General features: G+C 39.4%; 13 protein-coding genes. 3 read left to right on the top strand and 10 right to left on the bottom strand.

Annotation, left to right across the window (positions count from 1 at the left end):
• Positions 1-127: 127 nt before the first annotated feature.
• Genes ATS75_RS17415 through ATS75_RS17405 form a run of 3 tightly spaced genes read right to left on the bottom strand, consistent with a single transcriptional unit; the run spans position 128 to position 5,274 of the window.
• Complete coding sequence (locus tag ATS75_RS17415; RefSeq protein ID WP_058561694.1) at positions 128-4,636, bottom strand: EAL domain-containing protein; 4,509 nt, start codon at positions 4,634-4,636, stop codon at positions 128-130.
• A 3-nt stretch (positions 4,637-4,639) separates the two neighbouring features.
• Positions 4,640-5,068, bottom strand: coding sequence for a GNAT family N-acetyltransferase (locus ATS75_RS17410; protein WP_058561693.1), 429 nt, complete (start codon positions 5,066-5,068; stop codon positions 4,640-4,642).
• 2 nt (positions 5,069-5,070) lie between these two features.
• The gene (locus tag ATS75_RS17405) at positions 5,071-5,274 is read right to left on the bottom strand and encodes a DUF3283 family protein (RefSeq protein WP_058561692.1); all 204 of its coding nucleotides are present in this window, start codon (positions 5,272-5,274) and stop codon (positions 5,071-5,073) included.
• A 173-nt stretch (positions 5,275-5,447) separates the two neighbouring features.
• Here ATS75_RS17405 and ATS75_RS17400 point away from each other — a divergent pair, with 173 nt between their 5' ends.
• Entirely contained in the window at positions 5,448-6,113 is a 666-nt protein-coding gene (locus ATS75_RS17400) for a substrate-binding periplasmic protein (protein ID WP_235591205.1), read from the top strand.
• On the opposite strand, the gene ATS75_RS17395 is transcribed toward ATS75_RS17400, so the two are convergent.
• The 4 genes from ATS75_RS17395 to zntR form a co-directional block, all read right to left on the bottom strand.
• Positions 6,110-6,352 (bottom strand): DUF1289 domain-containing protein, encoded by a 243-nt coding sequence (locus ATS75_RS17395; RefSeq protein WP_058561691.1) that lies wholly within the window; start codon positions 6,350-6,352, stop codon positions 6,110-6,112. The genes ATS75_RS17400 and ATS75_RS17395 overlap by 4 nt on opposite strands.
• Before the next feature lie 100 nt (positions 6,353-6,452).
• Positions 6,453-7,586, bottom strand: coding sequence for a 1-acyl-sn-glycerol-3-phosphate acyltransferase (locus tag ATS75_RS17390; protein WP_058561690.1), 1,134 nt, complete (start codon positions 7,584-7,586; stop codon positions 6,453-6,455).
• A gap of 159 nt (positions 7,587-7,745) precedes the next feature.
• Complete coding sequence (locus ATS75_RS17385; protein WP_058561689.1) at positions 7,746-8,873, bottom strand: SO_0444 family Cu/Zn efflux transporter; 1,128 nt, start codon at positions 8,871-8,873, stop codon at positions 7,746-7,748.
• Positions 8,860-9,270 carry a Zn(2+)-responsive transcriptional regulator gene (zntR, locus tag ATS75_RS17380; RefSeq protein ID WP_082665513.1) on the bottom strand — a complete coding sequence of 137 codons (411 nt, stop codon included), beginning with the start codon at positions 9,268-9,270 and terminating at the stop codon, positions 8,860-8,862. The genes ATS75_RS17385 and zntR overlap by 14 nt, the downstream gene beginning before the upstream one ends.
• 103 nt (positions 9,271-9,373) lie before the next feature.
• Here zntR and ATS75_RS17375 point away from each other — a divergent pair, with 103 nt between their 5' ends.
• Positions 9,374-10,318: a D-2-hydroxyacid dehydrogenase gene (locus ATS75_RS17375; RefSeq protein ID WP_058561687.1), complete on the top strand. Its 945-nt coding sequence runs from the start codon at positions 9,374-9,376 to the stop codon at positions 10,316-10,318.
• Positions 10,319-10,482: 164 nt separating this feature from the next.
• Positions 10,483-10,866, top strand: a complete 384-nt coding sequence (locus tag ATS75_RS17370; protein WP_058561686.1) for a DUF3192 domain-containing protein — start codon at positions 10,483-10,485, stop codon at positions 10,864-10,866.
• A gap of 12 nt (positions 10,867-10,878) precedes the next feature.
• On the opposite strand, the gene ATS75_RS17365 is transcribed toward ATS75_RS17370, so the two are convergent.
• The 3 genes from ATS75_RS17365 to ATS75_RS17355 form a co-directional block, all read right to left on the bottom strand.
• A complete protein-coding gene (locus ATS75_RS17365; protein WP_058561685.1) occupies positions 10,879-11,814 on the bottom strand; it encodes a diguanylate cyclase in 936 nt (311 codons plus the stop codon).
• Between the two features lies 1 nt (position 11,815).
• Positions 11,816-15,580 (bottom strand): PAS domain-containing hybrid sensor histidine kinase/response regulator, encoded by a 3,765-nt coding sequence (locus ATS75_RS17360; RefSeq protein WP_058561684.1) that lies wholly within the window; start codon positions 15,578-15,580, stop codon positions 11,816-11,818.
• Between the two features lie 65 nt (positions 15,581-15,645).
• Positions 15,646-17,043 carry a PhoH family protein gene (locus tag ATS75_RS17355; protein WP_058561683.1) on the bottom strand — a complete coding sequence of 466 codons (1,398 nt, stop codon included), beginning with the start codon at positions 17,041-17,043 and terminating at the stop codon, positions 15,646-15,648.
• Between the last annotated feature and the right edge of the window lie 159 nt (positions 17,044-17,202).

Raw genomic sequence — 17,202 nt, 5'->3', positions numbered from 1 at the left:
CCGGAGACTTTCAGGGGTAACAAGGCGAGTTTATGCGTCAATGGCTGACCTATTGCAAGTAAATTCAACACAGTTAGCGCTTAAAGTAGCCGCTGGAGATAAATTTATTATCCAGAGCTCAGGTTGATTAGTCTTTACTTAATATGTCGCGCCAATCCCTCTCTAACAAGGCCGTAACGTCATCCCCTGGAATAGGCTTACTAAAGAGATAGCCTTGAAACATATTACAGCCAAGCGCGCGTAAAAAATCTAACTGCTGCGTAGTTTCAACACCTTCTGCAACACATTTTTTACCCAAACTCTTTGCAAGTGTCATTGTGGACTCAATAATTGCTTCATCACCGTTATCAATACCAATATCTGTTACAAAACTACGGTCAATTTTTAAAACATCGATTGGAAAACGCTTTAAATAAGTGAGTGACGCATACCCAGTACCAAAATCATCCATGTATAAGCGACAGCCAATGTCTTTTAATCTAATCATACTCTTTAGTGCATCATCAGAGTCATTCATTAATACCGATTCTGTGATCTCAAAAACCACGGTATCAGGCTTTACATTAGCACTTTCAAGTGCTGCACTAATTTCACCAACAAGCCCTTTATATTCAAAGTCGAGCGCTGATAAGTTAATTGATACGTACAAATCTGGGTATACTAATTGCCACTGTTTCAACTCAATAAGTGCCCGCGACAATGTTTGCAACATGATTTTGGTAATTAGACCAATACTCTCAGCGACTAATGCAAACTCTTGCGTTTCATACACATCATTATCAGGCCAACGTAGCAGCACCTCGAGCCCTTCAACCTGTTGCTTGGATGCATTTACAATAGGCTGATAGAAATTACAAAACTCATGCTCTTTATACGCTTTAGTCAATTGAGACTCTAAATGCAATGCTCGTTTAACATGAACATTCATTTCCTGTTTATAAAATTGATAACTGCCCTCTGCGCTTTTTTTCGCATGATAAAGTGCAACATCACTGGCTTTAAGTAAACTTTTGCTGCTGTGTGCATCATCAGGGTAAATAGCGACACCAATACTCAGGCTAACGTTAACTGTTTGCTCATTGATTAAAATACCATCGGTAACACTGTTCATAACCTTTGAACACAAGAGTACGACCTCTTCAACTTGCTCTATATCCTCGACCAAGAGCATAAATTCATCGCCATTAAAGCGAGCAATACTGTCATTGTGACGCAATCTAGATTTGATTCGCTCGGCCACTAACTTAATAATGGTATCTGCAGCTTCATGCCCTAAGGAGTCATTAAAGTGTTTAAAGCGCTTAATGTTAACATTGAGCAAAGCAACTTTTCGATGATGTGATTTAGCCTGCTCAAGGGCATGCTCTACTCGGTCATTAAAGAGGGTTTTATTGGGCAAGCCGGTTAAACCATCATAATTTGCTAACAAGAAAAGTTCATTCTCAGCCAACTTTTGTGCGTGTATATCTGTTAAGATCACAACATAACTTTCAAGCCGATTATCATTTCCAGCTACGGCACTTATTTTGATTAACACATGACGCAACTCACCATTGGCTAGCCTTACAGTATCTTCGGCACTATAGTGCTCTCCTACGCTTTGATCTTTCATAATACGTATGTAATTCATACGTGATGAGCGGCTCATACCGAAGTTCAAACTGCGACTAGATCTGTAATCTGTTGGGAACTCAAATGCAGTTTGCAATGCTTGATTGGTCGCCAGTATGCGTAAATTTTTATCCAGAATGAACACCCAATCTCGCGTTTGCTCAAACGCTGCACCAAATAAACGCGCATGCTCTTCAAACACAAGCTCTCGAGTCATATTGGTATAGGTACCGGCTACTTTTTCAGGGGTTCCACTTTGCCATGCGACGACTTTGCCAAAGTCTTTGTACCAACGCCAATGCCCTGTTTTATGACGAAGTCGATAAGTACAATTAAAGTACCCTTTTTCGGTCGATAAAAACTCGAGCCATTCAAGGCGGAATTTTTGTTTATCTTGTGGGTGAATTTTAGCCAGGTACTCATCTAAATTAACCGTATCAAACTCGTAACCAAGCTCATTCTTCAATCGTGGCTGATAGATTATTGGACTTAATGATTGCCAATCCCACACCCCTGAATGACTTCCTTCTAAAGCTAATTTTAGTCGCGCTTCACTTTCTTGGGTTTCTCGGTGTGCAGCCATTAAAATCTGCTGGATGCGATTTCTGCGCATTACCCAACCTGCAATTATTGCAAAAAGTGTCATGGCGTATAAAGCCATAAACAGTGGCGAACGCCATAATGGGTATTTTACCTCAATATCTAATGTGGCAGGGTGTGTAAAATCACCGGTTAACGGATCCTTTGCCCAAATTTTTAGTTGGTAATTACCTGGATTAAGCTTTGGAAATAAGACTCGATTATTATTACGGGTGTAGGATTTCTGCCCATCTGAAAGCTGGTACTCATACACAATGCGTTCTTGGTAATTAAACGCCATCGCAGAAAACGCGATTTCTAATCCTATGTCATCGTGCTCTAACGTCACTTTTTTAATAGGCTGTTTTAAATCGACCGATAATTCACGTGACATAATATCAATGCTAGTGACATTAACATGATCAATTAATCCATGCTTTGGACTGTTATCGTCAGGAAAAAAATACGTGATACCTTTTAACGTACCATACACAATTTGCCCTGTTTTTAAACGCGTGAATGCACCGCTATTAAACTCTGTTGAAACAACGCCTTCAGATGCCGTAAACTGTTGAAAGTGTTTATTCTCCGGGTTTAAACGCCAAATTCCTTTATGGCTGCTCATCCAAATCATACCGGATTCATCAAGCACCATGTCGTACAGTAATGTACCCAGTTGATTTTTATCTAAATCAATGGTGTGTAAAAGCTTATAAGTACTAGCATCAAGCCCTATTAAGCCAAAATTTGAAAGCGAGATCCACAGCACATTGTTTTTATCAACAATATATGACATGACATTAACGGCAACATTTTCATGCTGCTCAGGGACCGTATAAATTTTTTCAAGAGTATACGTTTTAGGATCAACATGGTACAAAACACCGGCATTATAAAACAATGGGGAGTCAGGTCTCGTGGATAAAGTCGGTAAAAAGCCGAACACTAAGAAAGGTTCAAAACTCTCAAACTCACCTTTTAAAGGGGTAATAATTTGGCTTTCAACATCATACATAAACACCCCATGTTCGGGGTGAACATAAAACAGCTCACCACTGGGCATCAGCACAGCACCATGCACCCACCCTTGAATCAGGTGTTGTTGACTGGAGTCTTTTGTGATCGCTGGTAAAATGTCATAGCTCTTAGGGTCAAAACTAAAGAGCCCGCGATTAGTATGTAACCATAATTTATCTTTATGCGCTTTAATATTGTAAACACTAAATTCAGTTGTAAATAGATCAACCTGATAGTCTTTTAAAAAAACCTGACTTTCCATTGTTGTTAAATCTACCGCAGTCAATCCATTATGCGTAGCCAACCAAACGCGATCATCATATTCGGTTATCCCCCAAATTGATGGATGCGATAAGCCATCTCCTTTAATTTTGCTGGCATCTAAATTTTCAAAGTTGTAGCTATCAAACGGTAAATAAAAAGCACCATCACTCTTAGTTGCTACCCACATAGAGCCGTTATCATCTTTCACTATATCGATAATACTCGAATCAGATAAAGCATAGTTACTTTCTTGAATGCGATTATTTTTTACCAACTCGCCTGTCTTCGCATTATAGTTAAACAACCCTTTATCTGTACCTAAGTCATACATACCTTGGTTGCTAATAATTTTCCAAATATTAAGATTTGGTAGTAATGTTCTGTTTTTAAACGGTGTATCTGGGCGCTCAAACATGCTTGATAAGTCACCAATGTCGACTTCGTATAGACCACGCACAGCACCAACTAGCAGCTTATTATTTTCAGCTAAAGCAAATGATTTAACATAATTTTGGTAAATGTGTTCAGGCTCACTGCTTAAGTGTTCAAGAGGGCGATATTGTCCAGTGCTAATCTTGTAGACATAAGCGCCATCACTTGTGGCAATAAAAATGTAATCTTTGTAATGAAATAGATCGCGGATAACGGTGCTACGTGTTCGATCAGGTAGCTCAAAAATGGTTTCTATTTTACCAGTCGCTAATTCTAACCGAGCAAAATCCCAACCACGTCCAATCCACAAGGATTTATCATCGGTTACGAGCATACTAAAAACGGATTGACTTAAAAACTGCTCTTCGCTGACCGGTTTAGATAAAAACTGTTGATAGCTGTCCGTGACAGGATCATAGCGAAATAATCCCGCTAATAAGGAGGCAATCCAAATATAACCCTCTGGGTCTTGGTAAATACGGTCGATGATTACTTCATCGAGTTCCCCATTTGGACCTGCAATATGAATAACTTGATAACCGTCGTATCGGTTTAACCCTCCCTCTGTGGCAAGCCAAAGATAACCGTTATTATCTACCAGCATTTTGCTTACATAGCTTTGCGATAACCCTTCACTCGGTGATAAACGCTTTACTTTTGCGCTTACGCCCAAGGCCGTTACAGTGCTAATAGCGAACACTGTAAAGAAACATACTTTTAACCAGTTACCCATCTACTAACCTACATATTCTAAATCATTATCTAGACAGCACTGTAAAGGGATGATATTGCGCTGTTCATACGCTTTAAAAAGAATCATTAAAGGCGCAGGTAATGTTAACACAAAGTTAAAGCCAATAGACTGATAGAAATGAATTAAATTTTGATAAGCAAATGTATAAACAACATCATGTTGCGCTGATACCGACCGTTTGATTAACTCAGAGGCTATACCTTTATTACGCCATTGTGGCGCAACCAAGACGGTGGATAAAAATAAAGTCCCTTCACGAGTTTGCACACGACATGCCGCTATAATGTCAAAATCATCATATGCAACCCACACCTCATCGTGTTTATTTGCTCGCCCTCGAGCATTATGCAGAGCATAGAACTTATTAACAAGCGGCGTTTTTATCGAAGCTAACCGTTCAAATCTTGGCAAAGCTAGCTCTGCATTAACGCTAAATACTGTTCAAACTTTTGTTTCAAAAATGCCTGTTCAGCGCTAGGGCGGCTATTTATCGTTGTATACACATTCTCGCGGGTCTTCTTCCCCCGTTTTATTTGGTAAGCCCAAAATGATGCTTCATAATCAAGCTGAATTTGATATTTTTGTTCGCGAGGTAAAGAGCACAAATTATATACCATGATTGTCCAATTATATTAAAACCTATATTAACCCCGAGTATATCAAACTATTATAAATTAGTAGAAAGAGTCGCTCTCAACCTTGCACTTACGTTAATTTAAACGTAGATTGATGGCGATTTTTCGTTCCTTTTGGAAAGGCATTGTTAAAAATTTATTTTATTACAATAATGATGTGCTGCGTGCTTTTACCCACTGTAAGCTCAGCTGCTAATCGTTCATTACAATTTAACCGCCCAGCAGACACCCCTCAAGCACGCTATGTGATTGAGTTAATGTCGATCGCCTATAGCAATATCGGGTATGAATTAGAAGTTATAGATTTTAATCACCAAAGTGCTTTAGCCGCTGCAAATAATGGGATTTTGGATGGGCAGTTAGGCCGAATCAATAGCATTTCTCAGCAATATAAAAATTTAAATGTAGTTAACTTTCCATTATTTGAGTTCAATCTTATCCTGTTAAAAAATTGCGATACGTGTCGCTTTGAGCAACTCAATAATATCGCAATACAAGCAGGGTACCCTGCAGCAAAAAGCTATTTAGATAACAACCCATTTATTGGCGAAGTAATAAGAGTAAAGAGTGTCACAGCACAGCTTAATTTGTTAGCACAAAAGAAAGTTGATGGCGTGTTACTGTTAGATTTTCTGCTCAAAAGCAAACACCCTAGATTTGATATATCAACGTTTTCAGCTGACGTATTAGTGCCTATCCGTAGCTTTCACTTTTTGCACAAACGCCACAAAGAGTTAATTCCTTTTTTAGAACAGCAACTGACGCTCCTTGAAGAAGACGGAACTGTAAACCAGCTAAGAGACAAGCACCTGAATCACTAAAAATCAAACCCTTGTTGTTCGGGCTGAGCGGCTTTTGTGGCTGCACGTTGTTTTTGAATGTAGCGCTTATAACGCTGCTGGCATAACTCAATCACTTTCTTTTTTTGTGTATTAGTAAATGAGTTCCAAGAAAAACGTTCATCTCGGCTGCGGTAACACCCTTTACAATATCCCCGATTATTGACCTCGCATATCCCTTTGCAAGGGCTAGGAATCTCAAATATTTCAATTTGTTGCATTCGCAATACACTATTCATTCAATACTGAACTAAGTATAGCTCGTTTTTCGGCCAAAAAAAAAGCCGCTCAATGGCGGCTTTTCTTTGATAAGGCGTTTAATTACTCACATATTTCATTACTGTTTATCTCAGCTTTACGATGAAATGGTTTTGCATACATGGCTGTTACAAGTGCTCTGAGTTCTTCTGGTACACACGCCATTCTCTGCTCAAATGCCTGGGCATCTTTATTATCTATCACTGCTTGCTGGCAGCCACCAGCAATGTAATTGCCTGGGTGTAAGAAAAATGAATCGACAATTTGCTTATCGATAGTTTTAGCGAGCTGCTCTGGTGAATCACACCCCTGTGTTACTGGTTGTCCAAAAGCTAAATGCACATGCCCTTTTGCTGTACTGAACCCCTCAACGATACTCGCAATATCCTCGCCCGCAGATTTTACATATTTACCGTGATGCTGTTTGTGATAGAGCTCTTTTGCTTTTGCAATAGCGCAAGGTTCATATTGATACGAAATAGAGACGGGCACGATTTTGAGTTCACGTACATATTCAGCAAACTCTTTCTTTTGCTTACGCCCTTGCAATTGCAACATTTTCAATAAGGCCGGATCAGTTTGGTCAAATCCATCCTTTGCACGCCCTTCTTTTTGAGCAATCCAAATAGAGTGACCCTCGCTTATAGAATCATATATATAAGCAGAAAGCTGAGAAAGTGCTCTAAGCATTTCTTTAGGTGCTTTTGCAGAGCGTTTAACAATGAAGCTTTTATTGAGTCGCATTAGCTCTGTGATATACGGTATTTGCAATAAATTATCACCGATTGCAATACGGACTGTTTTCATATTGTGGCTAAACAGCCCCCAGTTAACTAACGCTGGGTCCAATACAATATCACGGTGATTTGATACAAATAAGTATGACTGCTTAGGGTCTAGCTGCTCTAACCCTGAAAAGGTCACTTCAGATGTTGTTCGTTTAACCAGCATCTCTAAATAATGAGCAACCTCTTGCTGAACTTGCTCAACAGAACGCACATCGCCCCATTTTTTTTGTAATTGACGTTTAACTAAAAAGCGAGCAACAAATGGAATCGTAGATAAAAATCGCGGTAGATTGTATTTAGCTAACACATCTAAAAATGCATTATCATTAATTAAGCGCTCAACTGAAGCCGCTACTTCATCATCATTATAAGGTCTTATATCGGCGTACTTGTCCACTAATTCACTCATTACTGCATCATGTAAAGTTAAAAAAACTGCGCGTAAAAATACGCACAGCTTAAATCAGAGCTGGATTATAACTCAGGCAAACGAAAATGCGAACCGAGTCAATAAGTCACACAATATATTACAGGGCAACTTTTATATAAGTTTATAAATAACAAACAATTAAGTAAACCTCTTACCAGTTGCGTGTAATCTGGTTATCATTGCTTTTAACATCAAACGAAGCATTAACACCATTAAGATCAGGCCACATACCCAACTAAACCACTGGGGGAGAATCTCATGCTCATGCCCCATCATCGGGCTTACAACAAAACCGTATTGCGCGACTAAATAATCAGTTAAAAAGCCAAATGCAATTGCAACACCAATAACGCCCACTAAATAAGCAGCTACAGCCCGCTTACCCAACTCGCTAGCTACCACCCCTAAAGTGGCTATGTTGGTTGCAGGCCCTGCCAGCATAAAGACCAATACCGCACCTGGCGATACCCCACTTAGTAATAGTCCTGCCGCTATTGGGGTAGAAGCTGTGGCACAAATATACATTGGAATACTAATTAATATCACTACGGTCATGGCTAAAAGGCCACTCCCCCACTGGCTTAAAAATGATTCAGGGACGTATGTCTGTACTAGGGCGGCAAAAAATAATCCTATCAGTAACCAGATCATAGTATCTGAGAGTAATTTATTGCAGCTAAATATAATAGCTTGCTGTATTTTTTGCCATTGCGTAGGCGTTGCAACCTGTTTGCTTGCACAGCAACTTGACTGCTTAGGCTCTGTTGGAATCGGGCGCTTAGCCGAACAGCATGATGTTTTTTCTGGTTCTGGTTTATTTTTACTTGCACAGCAACTAGCCTGCGAACTTGACTCTGTACTTTCACCTGTCGTTTCACGCCCGACTAAAACTCCCGCCACAATGGCGCTTGTGATAGCCGCAACCGGCCTTATAATTGCCATAAACGGGCCTAGTAACACATACGATACTGATACGGAATCAACGCCAGTCTCTGGTGTGGAGACTAAAAATGCAGTCGTTGCACTTTTTGACGCACCAGCACGACGCAGTCCTATCGCTGCTGGAATAACACCACAGGAACATAACGGCATTGGCGCACCTATACATGCCGCCTTAACAGTCGTCCAGAATCCCTCTTTACCAAGATGTTTATTCAAAAAATTAGCCGGCAAGTAAACATTAAGTATCCCAGCAATTAATAACCCTAACATTAGCCAAGGAGCTGACAAAAGAAACAGCTGCCAAAAATTGTTAATTAAGTCCATCGAGATCCTCCAACGTTGATAAAATTGAGCAATTATTTGCGGGTTCTTTTCCCCCACAACACGTGTCAGCTAGTATTGTTAATGATTGATGAAACCGTGTTAACTCATCGATTCGTTGTGCAATTAAATCCCGTTTTTGAATCGTTAACTCTTTAACTTCATTACATGAATGCTGTTGCTTATGAAATTTGATCTGTAATAACTCTTTTATTTCCGCCAAACTAAAACCAACATGTTTAGCTCTTAGTATAAACCTCATTTGCTTTAATTCTGAATGACAATAGTCTCGGTAGCCTGCACTGGTTCGTCTAGAAGGCATTAACAATTTATGTTTTTCATAGTACCTTAGCGTATCAGTGCTTACACCAAGCTGACTTGCAAATTCACCTATTTTCATCATCGTCTCCACACATGGTTGTAAGCTTAGTCAGTATCATAAAACTATAAAGCTTAGAGTACACACTAAGGTCAAGCATTTTAATTTTTTAAAGGGAAAATACATGAATATTACATTACTCGACTCTGCCACATTGGCTAGCACCCCATTAACACCTTTTGAATCACTGGGAAATTTCACCCATTACCCTTTAACAACACCCGATCAAGTTTTACAACACAGCGCTGACGCAAACGTATTAATCACTAATAAAGTAAATTTAAGCGCTCAGACTATGCGCAAACTGCCTAAGCTAAAGTTAATCTGCGTAGCCGCAACAGGCACTAATAATGTCGACCTGATTGCCGCAAAAGAGCTGGGGATCACCGTAACAAATGTCGCTGGTTACTCTACCCCCTCAGTCATACAACATACTTTTACACTCATCACCAACCTATTAGGACAAACACACCGCTATGCTGCTGACTGTAAAGAAGGACTGTGGCAACAAAGCCAAATGTTTTGTCGGCTTGATTACCGTATTAACGAAATTGCAGGTAAAACACTGGCAATTATTGGGCATGGTGATCTAGGTAAAGGCGTTGCAAACGTTGCCACGGCGTTTGGTGCTAATGTAATTGTATGTGAACGTAAGAATCAACCTCCACGCGAGGGAAGAACTGAGTTTTATCAAGCAATCAGAACAGCTGACATTATTAGTATTCACTGCCCCCTAAATGATGAAACGCTTAACCTTATCGGTCAAGAAGAGCTGGCTATGATGAAGCCCAGCGCAATACTTATAAATACCGCACGAGGCGGTATTGTTAATGAAACACAACTTTGTGAAGCATTAAATAACAATGTCATAGCGGGTGCGGGCTTTGATGTTTTGAGTAATGAACCTGCGCAGTCAAGCAACCCTTTGGCAAACTATTCTAAAGATAATTTAATACTCACCCCACATATTGCATGGGCAAGTGAAGAGTCAATTTGTCGCTTAGTCAATGAAATATGTTTAAACATTCACGCCTTTAGAAAAAACGAACACAGAAATAGATTAGTATAATTAACTAAATTTTAGTTTTTTATACCAACATAAATGGCTAAAATTATTTACTTACTAACACAAAAAATATAAGCCATTGATTTTAATTTAAAATTAAAGTTGGCCAACTATTTGCTTTTACTAAGCAAGTTATAGAAAAATTATTTGAACTCAGGATAAAAAAAATGAAAAAGTTAATGTTGATTGCCGCTTTGAGTGCGCCGCTTCTAACGGGTTGTGTAATTGCTGTTTCAGATGGCGAAGCTGAAACTCACTGGGCTGGAGACTCATCAAGTAGCTGGGAAAAGCACCATAAAAATAACCGCGAAACAATTGCTAGCTTAGCGCTAGATAGTAATTATCAAATGGTATTAAACCGTCTTAAAACACCTAACTTTACTGAGTTATTAAAGAAAGATGATGACGTATATCAAGTCTTATTTTATGCCACACATAGCATTCACTCTGACGGAAAAATGACAAAAGATGAATGCACACCACTGGTGTTTAAAAATGACAAGCTAATCGGTGTTGGTGAGACTATTTATAAGTCGTTAAGCAATAACTAATTAGTGAATTTATTAACGAACAAAGCTGCGGACAATGACTTTATCTCTTCCGCAGTTTTTTGCTTCATATAACCCTGAATCAGCCTCTTCAAGCAATTGCTTTTCAGTGTTATCTACTAATAGTGTCTCGGCTTGAGAATTCTCAATCTGCGTTGTTGCAACACCCAGACTTATAGTGACATGATCAGCATTCAGCGACTCAGCATGCGTAATATTAAGCAACTTAATAGCATCACGTAATTTATTGGCAAATGCCAACGCTTGTTCTTTGTTCACGTCTGGTAAAACAGCGGCAAATTCTTCTCCACCATAACGAGCAACAAAATCTCCCCCTCGCTGGCACTGAGCCACTAATGTTTGAGCTACTTTTTTAAGGCATTCATCGCCTGCTCTGTGACCATAATGATCGTTATAACGCTTAAAGTGATCTATATCAGCGATGATAACCGATAACGGTGTTTTATTTCGAATGCTGCGTCGCCACTCACTGCTCAACATTTCATCTAAGTAACGCCGATTCGGAATCTCTGTCAAACCATCGATAGATACAAGCATTTCTAACAAATCATTTTTTTGCTTAATCAATAACTGATTCTTAACACGGGCTTTAACAACCACTGTACTAAAAGGTTTAGTAATGTAGTCCATTGCGCCTAATTCAAACCCTTTTGCCTCATCGTTGTGGCTGGTATTAGCAGAAATAAAAATAACAGGGATGGCTTGCGTAAGCTGATTTGCTTTTAGTCGACTAAGCACTTCATACCCATTTAAACCAGGCATAACAATATCAAGTACAATTAAATCAACACGATTGGATTCTACAAAGAGGAGCGCTTTTTCACCACTTTCTGCAGAAAATACCTCGTACTCATTGGCAAGCGTTCTTTCTAATATCAACCGATTGAGCGGAGCATCATCAACGATGAGTATTTTCGCCTTTTTCAACATACTAGATTTCCCTTACTTGAATAAACGCATAGACTTGCTGCAGCTCAATGATAAGCTCTTTATGAAGAGTATAGTCCACTTCTGATGTTTTTCTTATTACGGTTTCTAACCGCTGCGCTAATTCTGATAGACGCAAAAAGCCTAAATTTCCCGTAACACCTTTAATATTATGTACTATTTTAACAAGCTCTTCAGGCGACTTTTCATTGTTTAAATTTGATAAGTGACCGTCACATAAATCAGCTAACTTACTCAACATTACTTGTAATAACGCGTTATCTCCTGCAAATTGAGATAGAGCAAAAGACTTATCAAAAAATGCTACCGGATTCATTTCAACCGTCGTAATAGCGTGTAATAACGTGCTGGCAATTATGGGCTTGGTTAAATGTTTATTCATACCTGCAGCCATTGATCGCGCTTCATCTTCCGCTTCACAATGAGCAGTTAATGCAAAAATCGGCAACTGTTGTAACGTATAGCTTTTTCGTAACATCTGTGTCGCTTGCAAACCATCTAAAATTGGCATTTGTACATCCATTAATATGAGATCCGGTTTGACTTTTTCCACCAATTCAATCCCCTTTTTGGCACTGCTGGCTTGTAAAACGTTAATACCTGCCTGAGATAATATATTGTTGATAATATCCAGGTTAAGCGGGTTATCATCTATAGCAAGGACAAGTAAGCCATTGAGGTCAACTTGCGAAATAGCCTCTGCTGAAGTGCTTTTAGTTAAAACAGGTTGAGAGATTAACCTCTGTATAAAGGCCGAGCTCTTTATATTCGTAATACAAATTGATGCATCTTCTAAAGTAATAACCTGTTGATTGCTCTTTATGGAATAAATAGGGATTTGAGATGTTATTAATTGCTGTTTAATAGGTTGAATCGCTAATAAATGCGCCAAGTCATAGTCATTAATAATAATGTATTCGCAGCTTAGTACTTCACTATTCGCCTGCAATTGAGCTAACGTTTTACACTTAATATCTGATGCTAAAAGCTCACAAGCTTGGCTAAACTCGTCACCTTTTTCTGTATCCGTTATAACCAAGCCATTATGCCAAGTAATTTGACTGGCATATTCATTTTCAAGGCTGTTAAAAGTAATGTTAAATGAAAATTCACTGCCATTATTTTTACTACTATTAACAACTATTTGAGCCCCCATAAGGGCAAGTTCATGTTTAACAATAGCTAACCCCAAACCCACACCTTGGTGCTGACGAGTTAACGATTCATCTCCCTGTGTAAAGGCATCAAATAAGCGTTTTTGATCTCTATCATCTATTCCAACACCAGTGTCTATCACTTTAAAAACGAGAGTCTGTAAGCCTTCTTGCTCGTCTAGTATCGCTAGTTTTAATGTTATCGCCCCTTGCTCAGTAAACTTAGCTGCATTCGTTATTAAGTTCCCCAGTACATGCTGTAAACGAATATAGTCCCCTACTAACTGAGTGGCAATTGCAGGATCGACTTCAATATTAAACTCCAGCGGTTTGTTTTGGCATAAGCCTAACAGCAGGCTTTCGCAGCTATCAATCAATTCAATTAAGTTAAATGGTTTTAACTGCAACTGTGCTTGATTACTTTCAACTCGAGCAAAATCCAACATACGATTAAGCATAATTAATAAGTTTTGTGCAGCACTTTTAGCCTGGTTAGCATACTGTACCTGCTGTGTTGATAGGCCTTGTTGAAAAATCATATCAATTAAACCAGTAACAACATTCAATGGCGTGCGTATTTCGTGGCTCAAATTAGCAATAAAACGGCTTTTAGCCTGCGTAGCTCGCTCGGCATCTTGTTTGGCTTGGGTTAATGCACTGATGTCTTGAATATGAATGGCGTAATAGTAAGGCGCAAGCTGAGAATCCCACACCAAGGATATACTCAATTGCCACCACTTTTGTTGACCTTGTTGCTCTAGAGTGAGGTGGTAAACCTTTTGTTTTTCAGTCAGTAAAAGCGCTAATGTTGAGTTTATTTTTTGCCACTGAGACTTAGGGAAGAGCTCGCTAAAAAGTAATTTAGACTCGTTTTTGTCAATATCAAATAACTTTCTGGCAGCCCTATTTAATTGAAGGATTGTGTGTTCTAAAGAAAGCAAAATCACGCCATTAGCAGCGAATTCAATGGCGCTTCTAAATTTCGACTCAGAACTTTTTAATGCATTGAGTGCATACTCTTGCGCCGTAATATCTCGACCAATAGCCATCGATCCTAACAACTGGTTTTGCTCATTATAAAAAGGCGATATGGTGAGCTGATATACATGGCTGTCGTTCTCTATACGCTGCTGGGCACGACTTCGGTTACAGAGGACTTCCCGCTCTAATTCGCTAATATGACCATTGTCATCACTAATATCACTTAGCTGCAGACCCACTAATTGACCTTGTTCAACGCCAATGTATTTTTCATAAGCACGATTACATCCTAAAAACGAACCATCAATATTTTTAAAATATATCAAATCTGGCACACTGTTTAGCATCGTGTTCAATAAGGCAAGGTGGCGCTCTTTAGCTTCGTAGCTTCTTGCAAGTTCGCGTGTTTTTATTTTTACTTGTGAATCCAACTCAGCATTCGCTTGCTGCAATGAATCAACCAACTGCATATTCTTATTAAATACTTTTTTTATTCGACTAAACCAAGGCTGCCAATTTATCGGTATTTGATAACGTGATGCTTCAAAGCGCTGCGTTTCACTGTGCTCAAGGTACGCCATTAAATGGGTAATGGGTTTAACAAATATACGCTGACTTAACCAAAAAACAACACTAAACATAGACACTAAAAACACACTAAGAAAAATAAACTCAATCAGTACCTCGTATCGAATAGGCAAGGTTAATTGCTCATGCGATTCATAAAAACCTAACGTGACTGGTTGCTTATCAGATTGTTGAAAAAGGAGTAATTGATTTTTTTTGTCTGGCGCTTGTAAAGCGCTGCCTGTCCATGAAACATTGGGCCAATACTGTTTAAGGAGCTGTGTTGCTTTAATTGTCCTTGTAGAGCTTGCAATAACATGACGAGACGCCGTTAGGAAAATATACTCTCCACTATCTGAAGAAATTTTATCTAACCAGGCAGAGATCGCCTGTAAATCATAAATTAAAATAACATAGTCATTACTCATCGGCGTACGCCGCTGACCGAGTGCAAAATACGCTTTACCTTCAAGCTGAATAATTTTACTTGAAGAGAGCATATTATCTCTAAACTGCGGCCTAAACTGGTTATCTAATATCTGAGTAAGAAAAAAGCTCCCATTATCATTGCGTCGCTTTACATAAGCAAAACCTTGCTCATTAACATACGCTATCGCCGACAACGATTGAATAAGAGACAGTGTTGTATTAAATGCAGGTCCAAGTGCAATCACCTGCTGCCACTGAGCGATTGCTTGCGGGCTTGATGAAAAACGGCCTTGCCCTACTATTTCACCACCTTGTGCCGGGATTTTTCGGTAGTAGTAGTCATTAAACTGATTTACATCATTTAACCATTGACGATCAAACCGGTAAAAAAGAGGCTGCTCGTATTGTGCCAACAAGGTGGTCACTAAGGTTTGTGCTGCATCCATTCGGTGAGCTAATTGCGCAGCTAAATTACTAAATTCAGCTTCACGTTGAACAGTCGCTCGCTCTAATTTAATGTTATAAAGGTGCAGGCATAAAAGAAATGCAACAAGTAAAGGTACAACCAAAGCAACGGCAAGTGAGCGGTAATAATGCTTTAAGGGTAAAAAGTCCAACCTAAGATCCGTCGTATGGCTCGATAATCTTTTCTAGACTATCGAGCCAAGCACTCGGACGCAAGTTATAAATTTTCTTCTGCAAATGAGGCTAGACGGCTGCGCACCACACCGTTTAAGTTTATGGTGGCACTGCCTTCAAAATCCTTAAAGCGCTCAACAATGTACGTTAAACCTGAAGTGACAGGTGTTAAATAGTTACTGTCTATTTGTGCTAGATTGCCTGAGCAAATAAGCTTGGTGCCTTCACCGCAACGTGTAATGATTGTTTTAAGCTGTGAAGCCGTTAAATTTTGGCTTTCATCTAAAATTACCACTGCATTTTGAATACTTCGCCCGCGCATAAAGTTGACCGATTTAAATTGCATATTGGCTTTTTCCATAATGTAGTTGCGGCTTGATACTGGGTTTTCATCCCCTTTATGCAAAACCTCCAGGGTATCAGTGATTGCTGCAAGCCACGGCGCCATTTTTTCTTCTTCCGTACCAGGTAAAAAGCCAATGGACTCAGCTATTTCAGGGGTATTACGAGTGACAATCACTTTGTCGTAAATACCTTTTTCAATAATCATTTCAAGGGCACTGGCAAGCGCTAACAATGTCTTACCACACCCAGCGGGTCCTGTTAGAATGACCAACTCAATGTTTGGATCTAGTAAAGCGTCTAACGCCATGCCTTGGTATATATTTTTGGGTTTCACCCCCCATGCAGACTGATGCATTAAACGTTCGGCACCGATGTCTTTAAGCATAATATGTTCATCATCATAGGACGTAACACGGGCCGCAAAATGCTCACTGCCATCCAGTAAGTATTCATTACAGAACACATCTGGTATTAAACTTTTAGCTACTTTATGAAACGTATCTCGGCCGTGTTGCTGTGTTTCACACTCACCGACATGTTGCCAAAAATCACCTTCAATTTTTTTATAGCCAGTGCTTAATAATTCAATATCATCAATAAGTTGATCTGTGCGGTAATCTTCAACAAACTTAAGCCCCGCGCCTTTTGCTTTTAACCGCATGTTTATGTCTTTAGTCACTAACACTACTTTGGCATCGCTGTGTTGTTTCTGCAGATGAACAGCACAATTGATAATACGGTGGTCGTTTTCGTTGCCGGGTAAGCCGGATATGGAATCCGCGAAGAGGTGATCATTGACGATAATCAAGGTACCAGTGGAAGAGACCTTGGCTTTTTTATTCGTTGGCAGTGCAACCCCTTTTAGCATTTGTTCTGGCGTTGCGTCTCTTAACACATCATCTAAGCCACGAATGGCAACCCGCGCATCACGGCTAACATCATGCTTTCGGTCTTTGATGTGATCTAACTCCTCGAGTACAGTCATTGGAATAACAACATCATGCTCTTGAAAAGATAAATAAGCGAGGGGCTCATGGAGTAGTACGTTGGTATCTAGCACATACATTTTACTATCAAGGTTCGAAGCTTTTTCCATAGCACTTTCCTTACGTTTTATGATTTTTATGCTATACCCAACTAATCAAGTGAAACGGGATAAGTGGATGCCCTAAAAAACTTAATTACTAAGGTATATTCTAAGTTTAGCTTAGTTGTCATAAAAGTCTGTTTTATGACAAACCTTTTTTTGTTTTAA

The organism is Pseudoalteromonas sp. H105 (genome assembly GCF_001469215.1).
In the GTDB taxonomy this organism is placed as follows: domain Bacteria; phylum Pseudomonadota; class Gammaproteobacteria; order Enterobacterales; family Alteromonadaceae; genus Pseudoalteromonas.
This window is presented reverse-complemented; position numbering and strand designations above follow the sequence as displayed.

Excerpts from the sequence above, each read along its gene's own strand:
- ATS75_RS17415 (WP_058561694.1), bottom strand. The coding sequence starts at position 4,636 with ATGGGTAACTGGTTAAAAGTATGTTTCTTTACAGTGTTCGCTATTAGC.
- ATS75_RS17405 (WP_058561692.1), bottom strand. The coding sequence starts at position 5,274 with ATGGTATATAATTTGTGCTCTTTACCTCGCGAACAAAAATATCAAATT.
- ATS75_RS17400 (WP_235591205.1), top strand. The coding sequence starts at position 5,448 with ATGTGCTGCGTGCTTTTACCCACTGTAAGCTCAGCTGCTAATCGTTCA.
- ATS75_RS17395 (WP_058561691.1), bottom strand. The coding sequence starts at position 6,352 with ATGCAACAAATTGAAATATTTGAGATTCCTAGCCCTTGCAAAGGGATA.
- ATS75_RS17390 (WP_058561690.1), bottom strand. The coding sequence starts at position 7,586 with ATGAGTGAATTAGTGGACAAGTACGCCGATATAAGACCTTATAATGAT.
- ATS75_RS17385 (WP_058561689.1), bottom strand. The coding sequence starts at position 8,873 with ATGGACTTAATTAACAATTTTTGGCAGCTGTTTCTTTTGTCAGCTCCT.
- zntR (WP_082665513.1), bottom strand. The coding sequence starts at position 9,270 with ATGAAAATAGGTGAATTTGCAAGTCAGCTTGGTGTAAGCACTGATACG.
- ATS75_RS17375 (WP_058561687.1), top strand. The coding sequence starts at position 9,374 with ATGAATATTACATTACTCGACTCTGCCACATTGGCTAGCACCCCATTA.
- ATS75_RS17370 (WP_058561686.1), top strand. The coding sequence starts at position 10,483 with ATGAAAAAGTTAATGTTGATTGCCGCTTTGAGTGCGCCGCTTCTAACG.
- ATS75_RS17365 (WP_058561685.1), bottom strand. The coding sequence starts at position 11,814 with ATGTTGAAAAAGGCGAAAATACTCATCGTTGATGATGCTCCGCTCAAT.
- ATS75_RS17355 (WP_058561683.1), bottom strand. The coding sequence starts at position 17,043 with ATGGAAAAAGCTTCGAACCTTGATAGTAAAATGTATGTGCTAGATACC.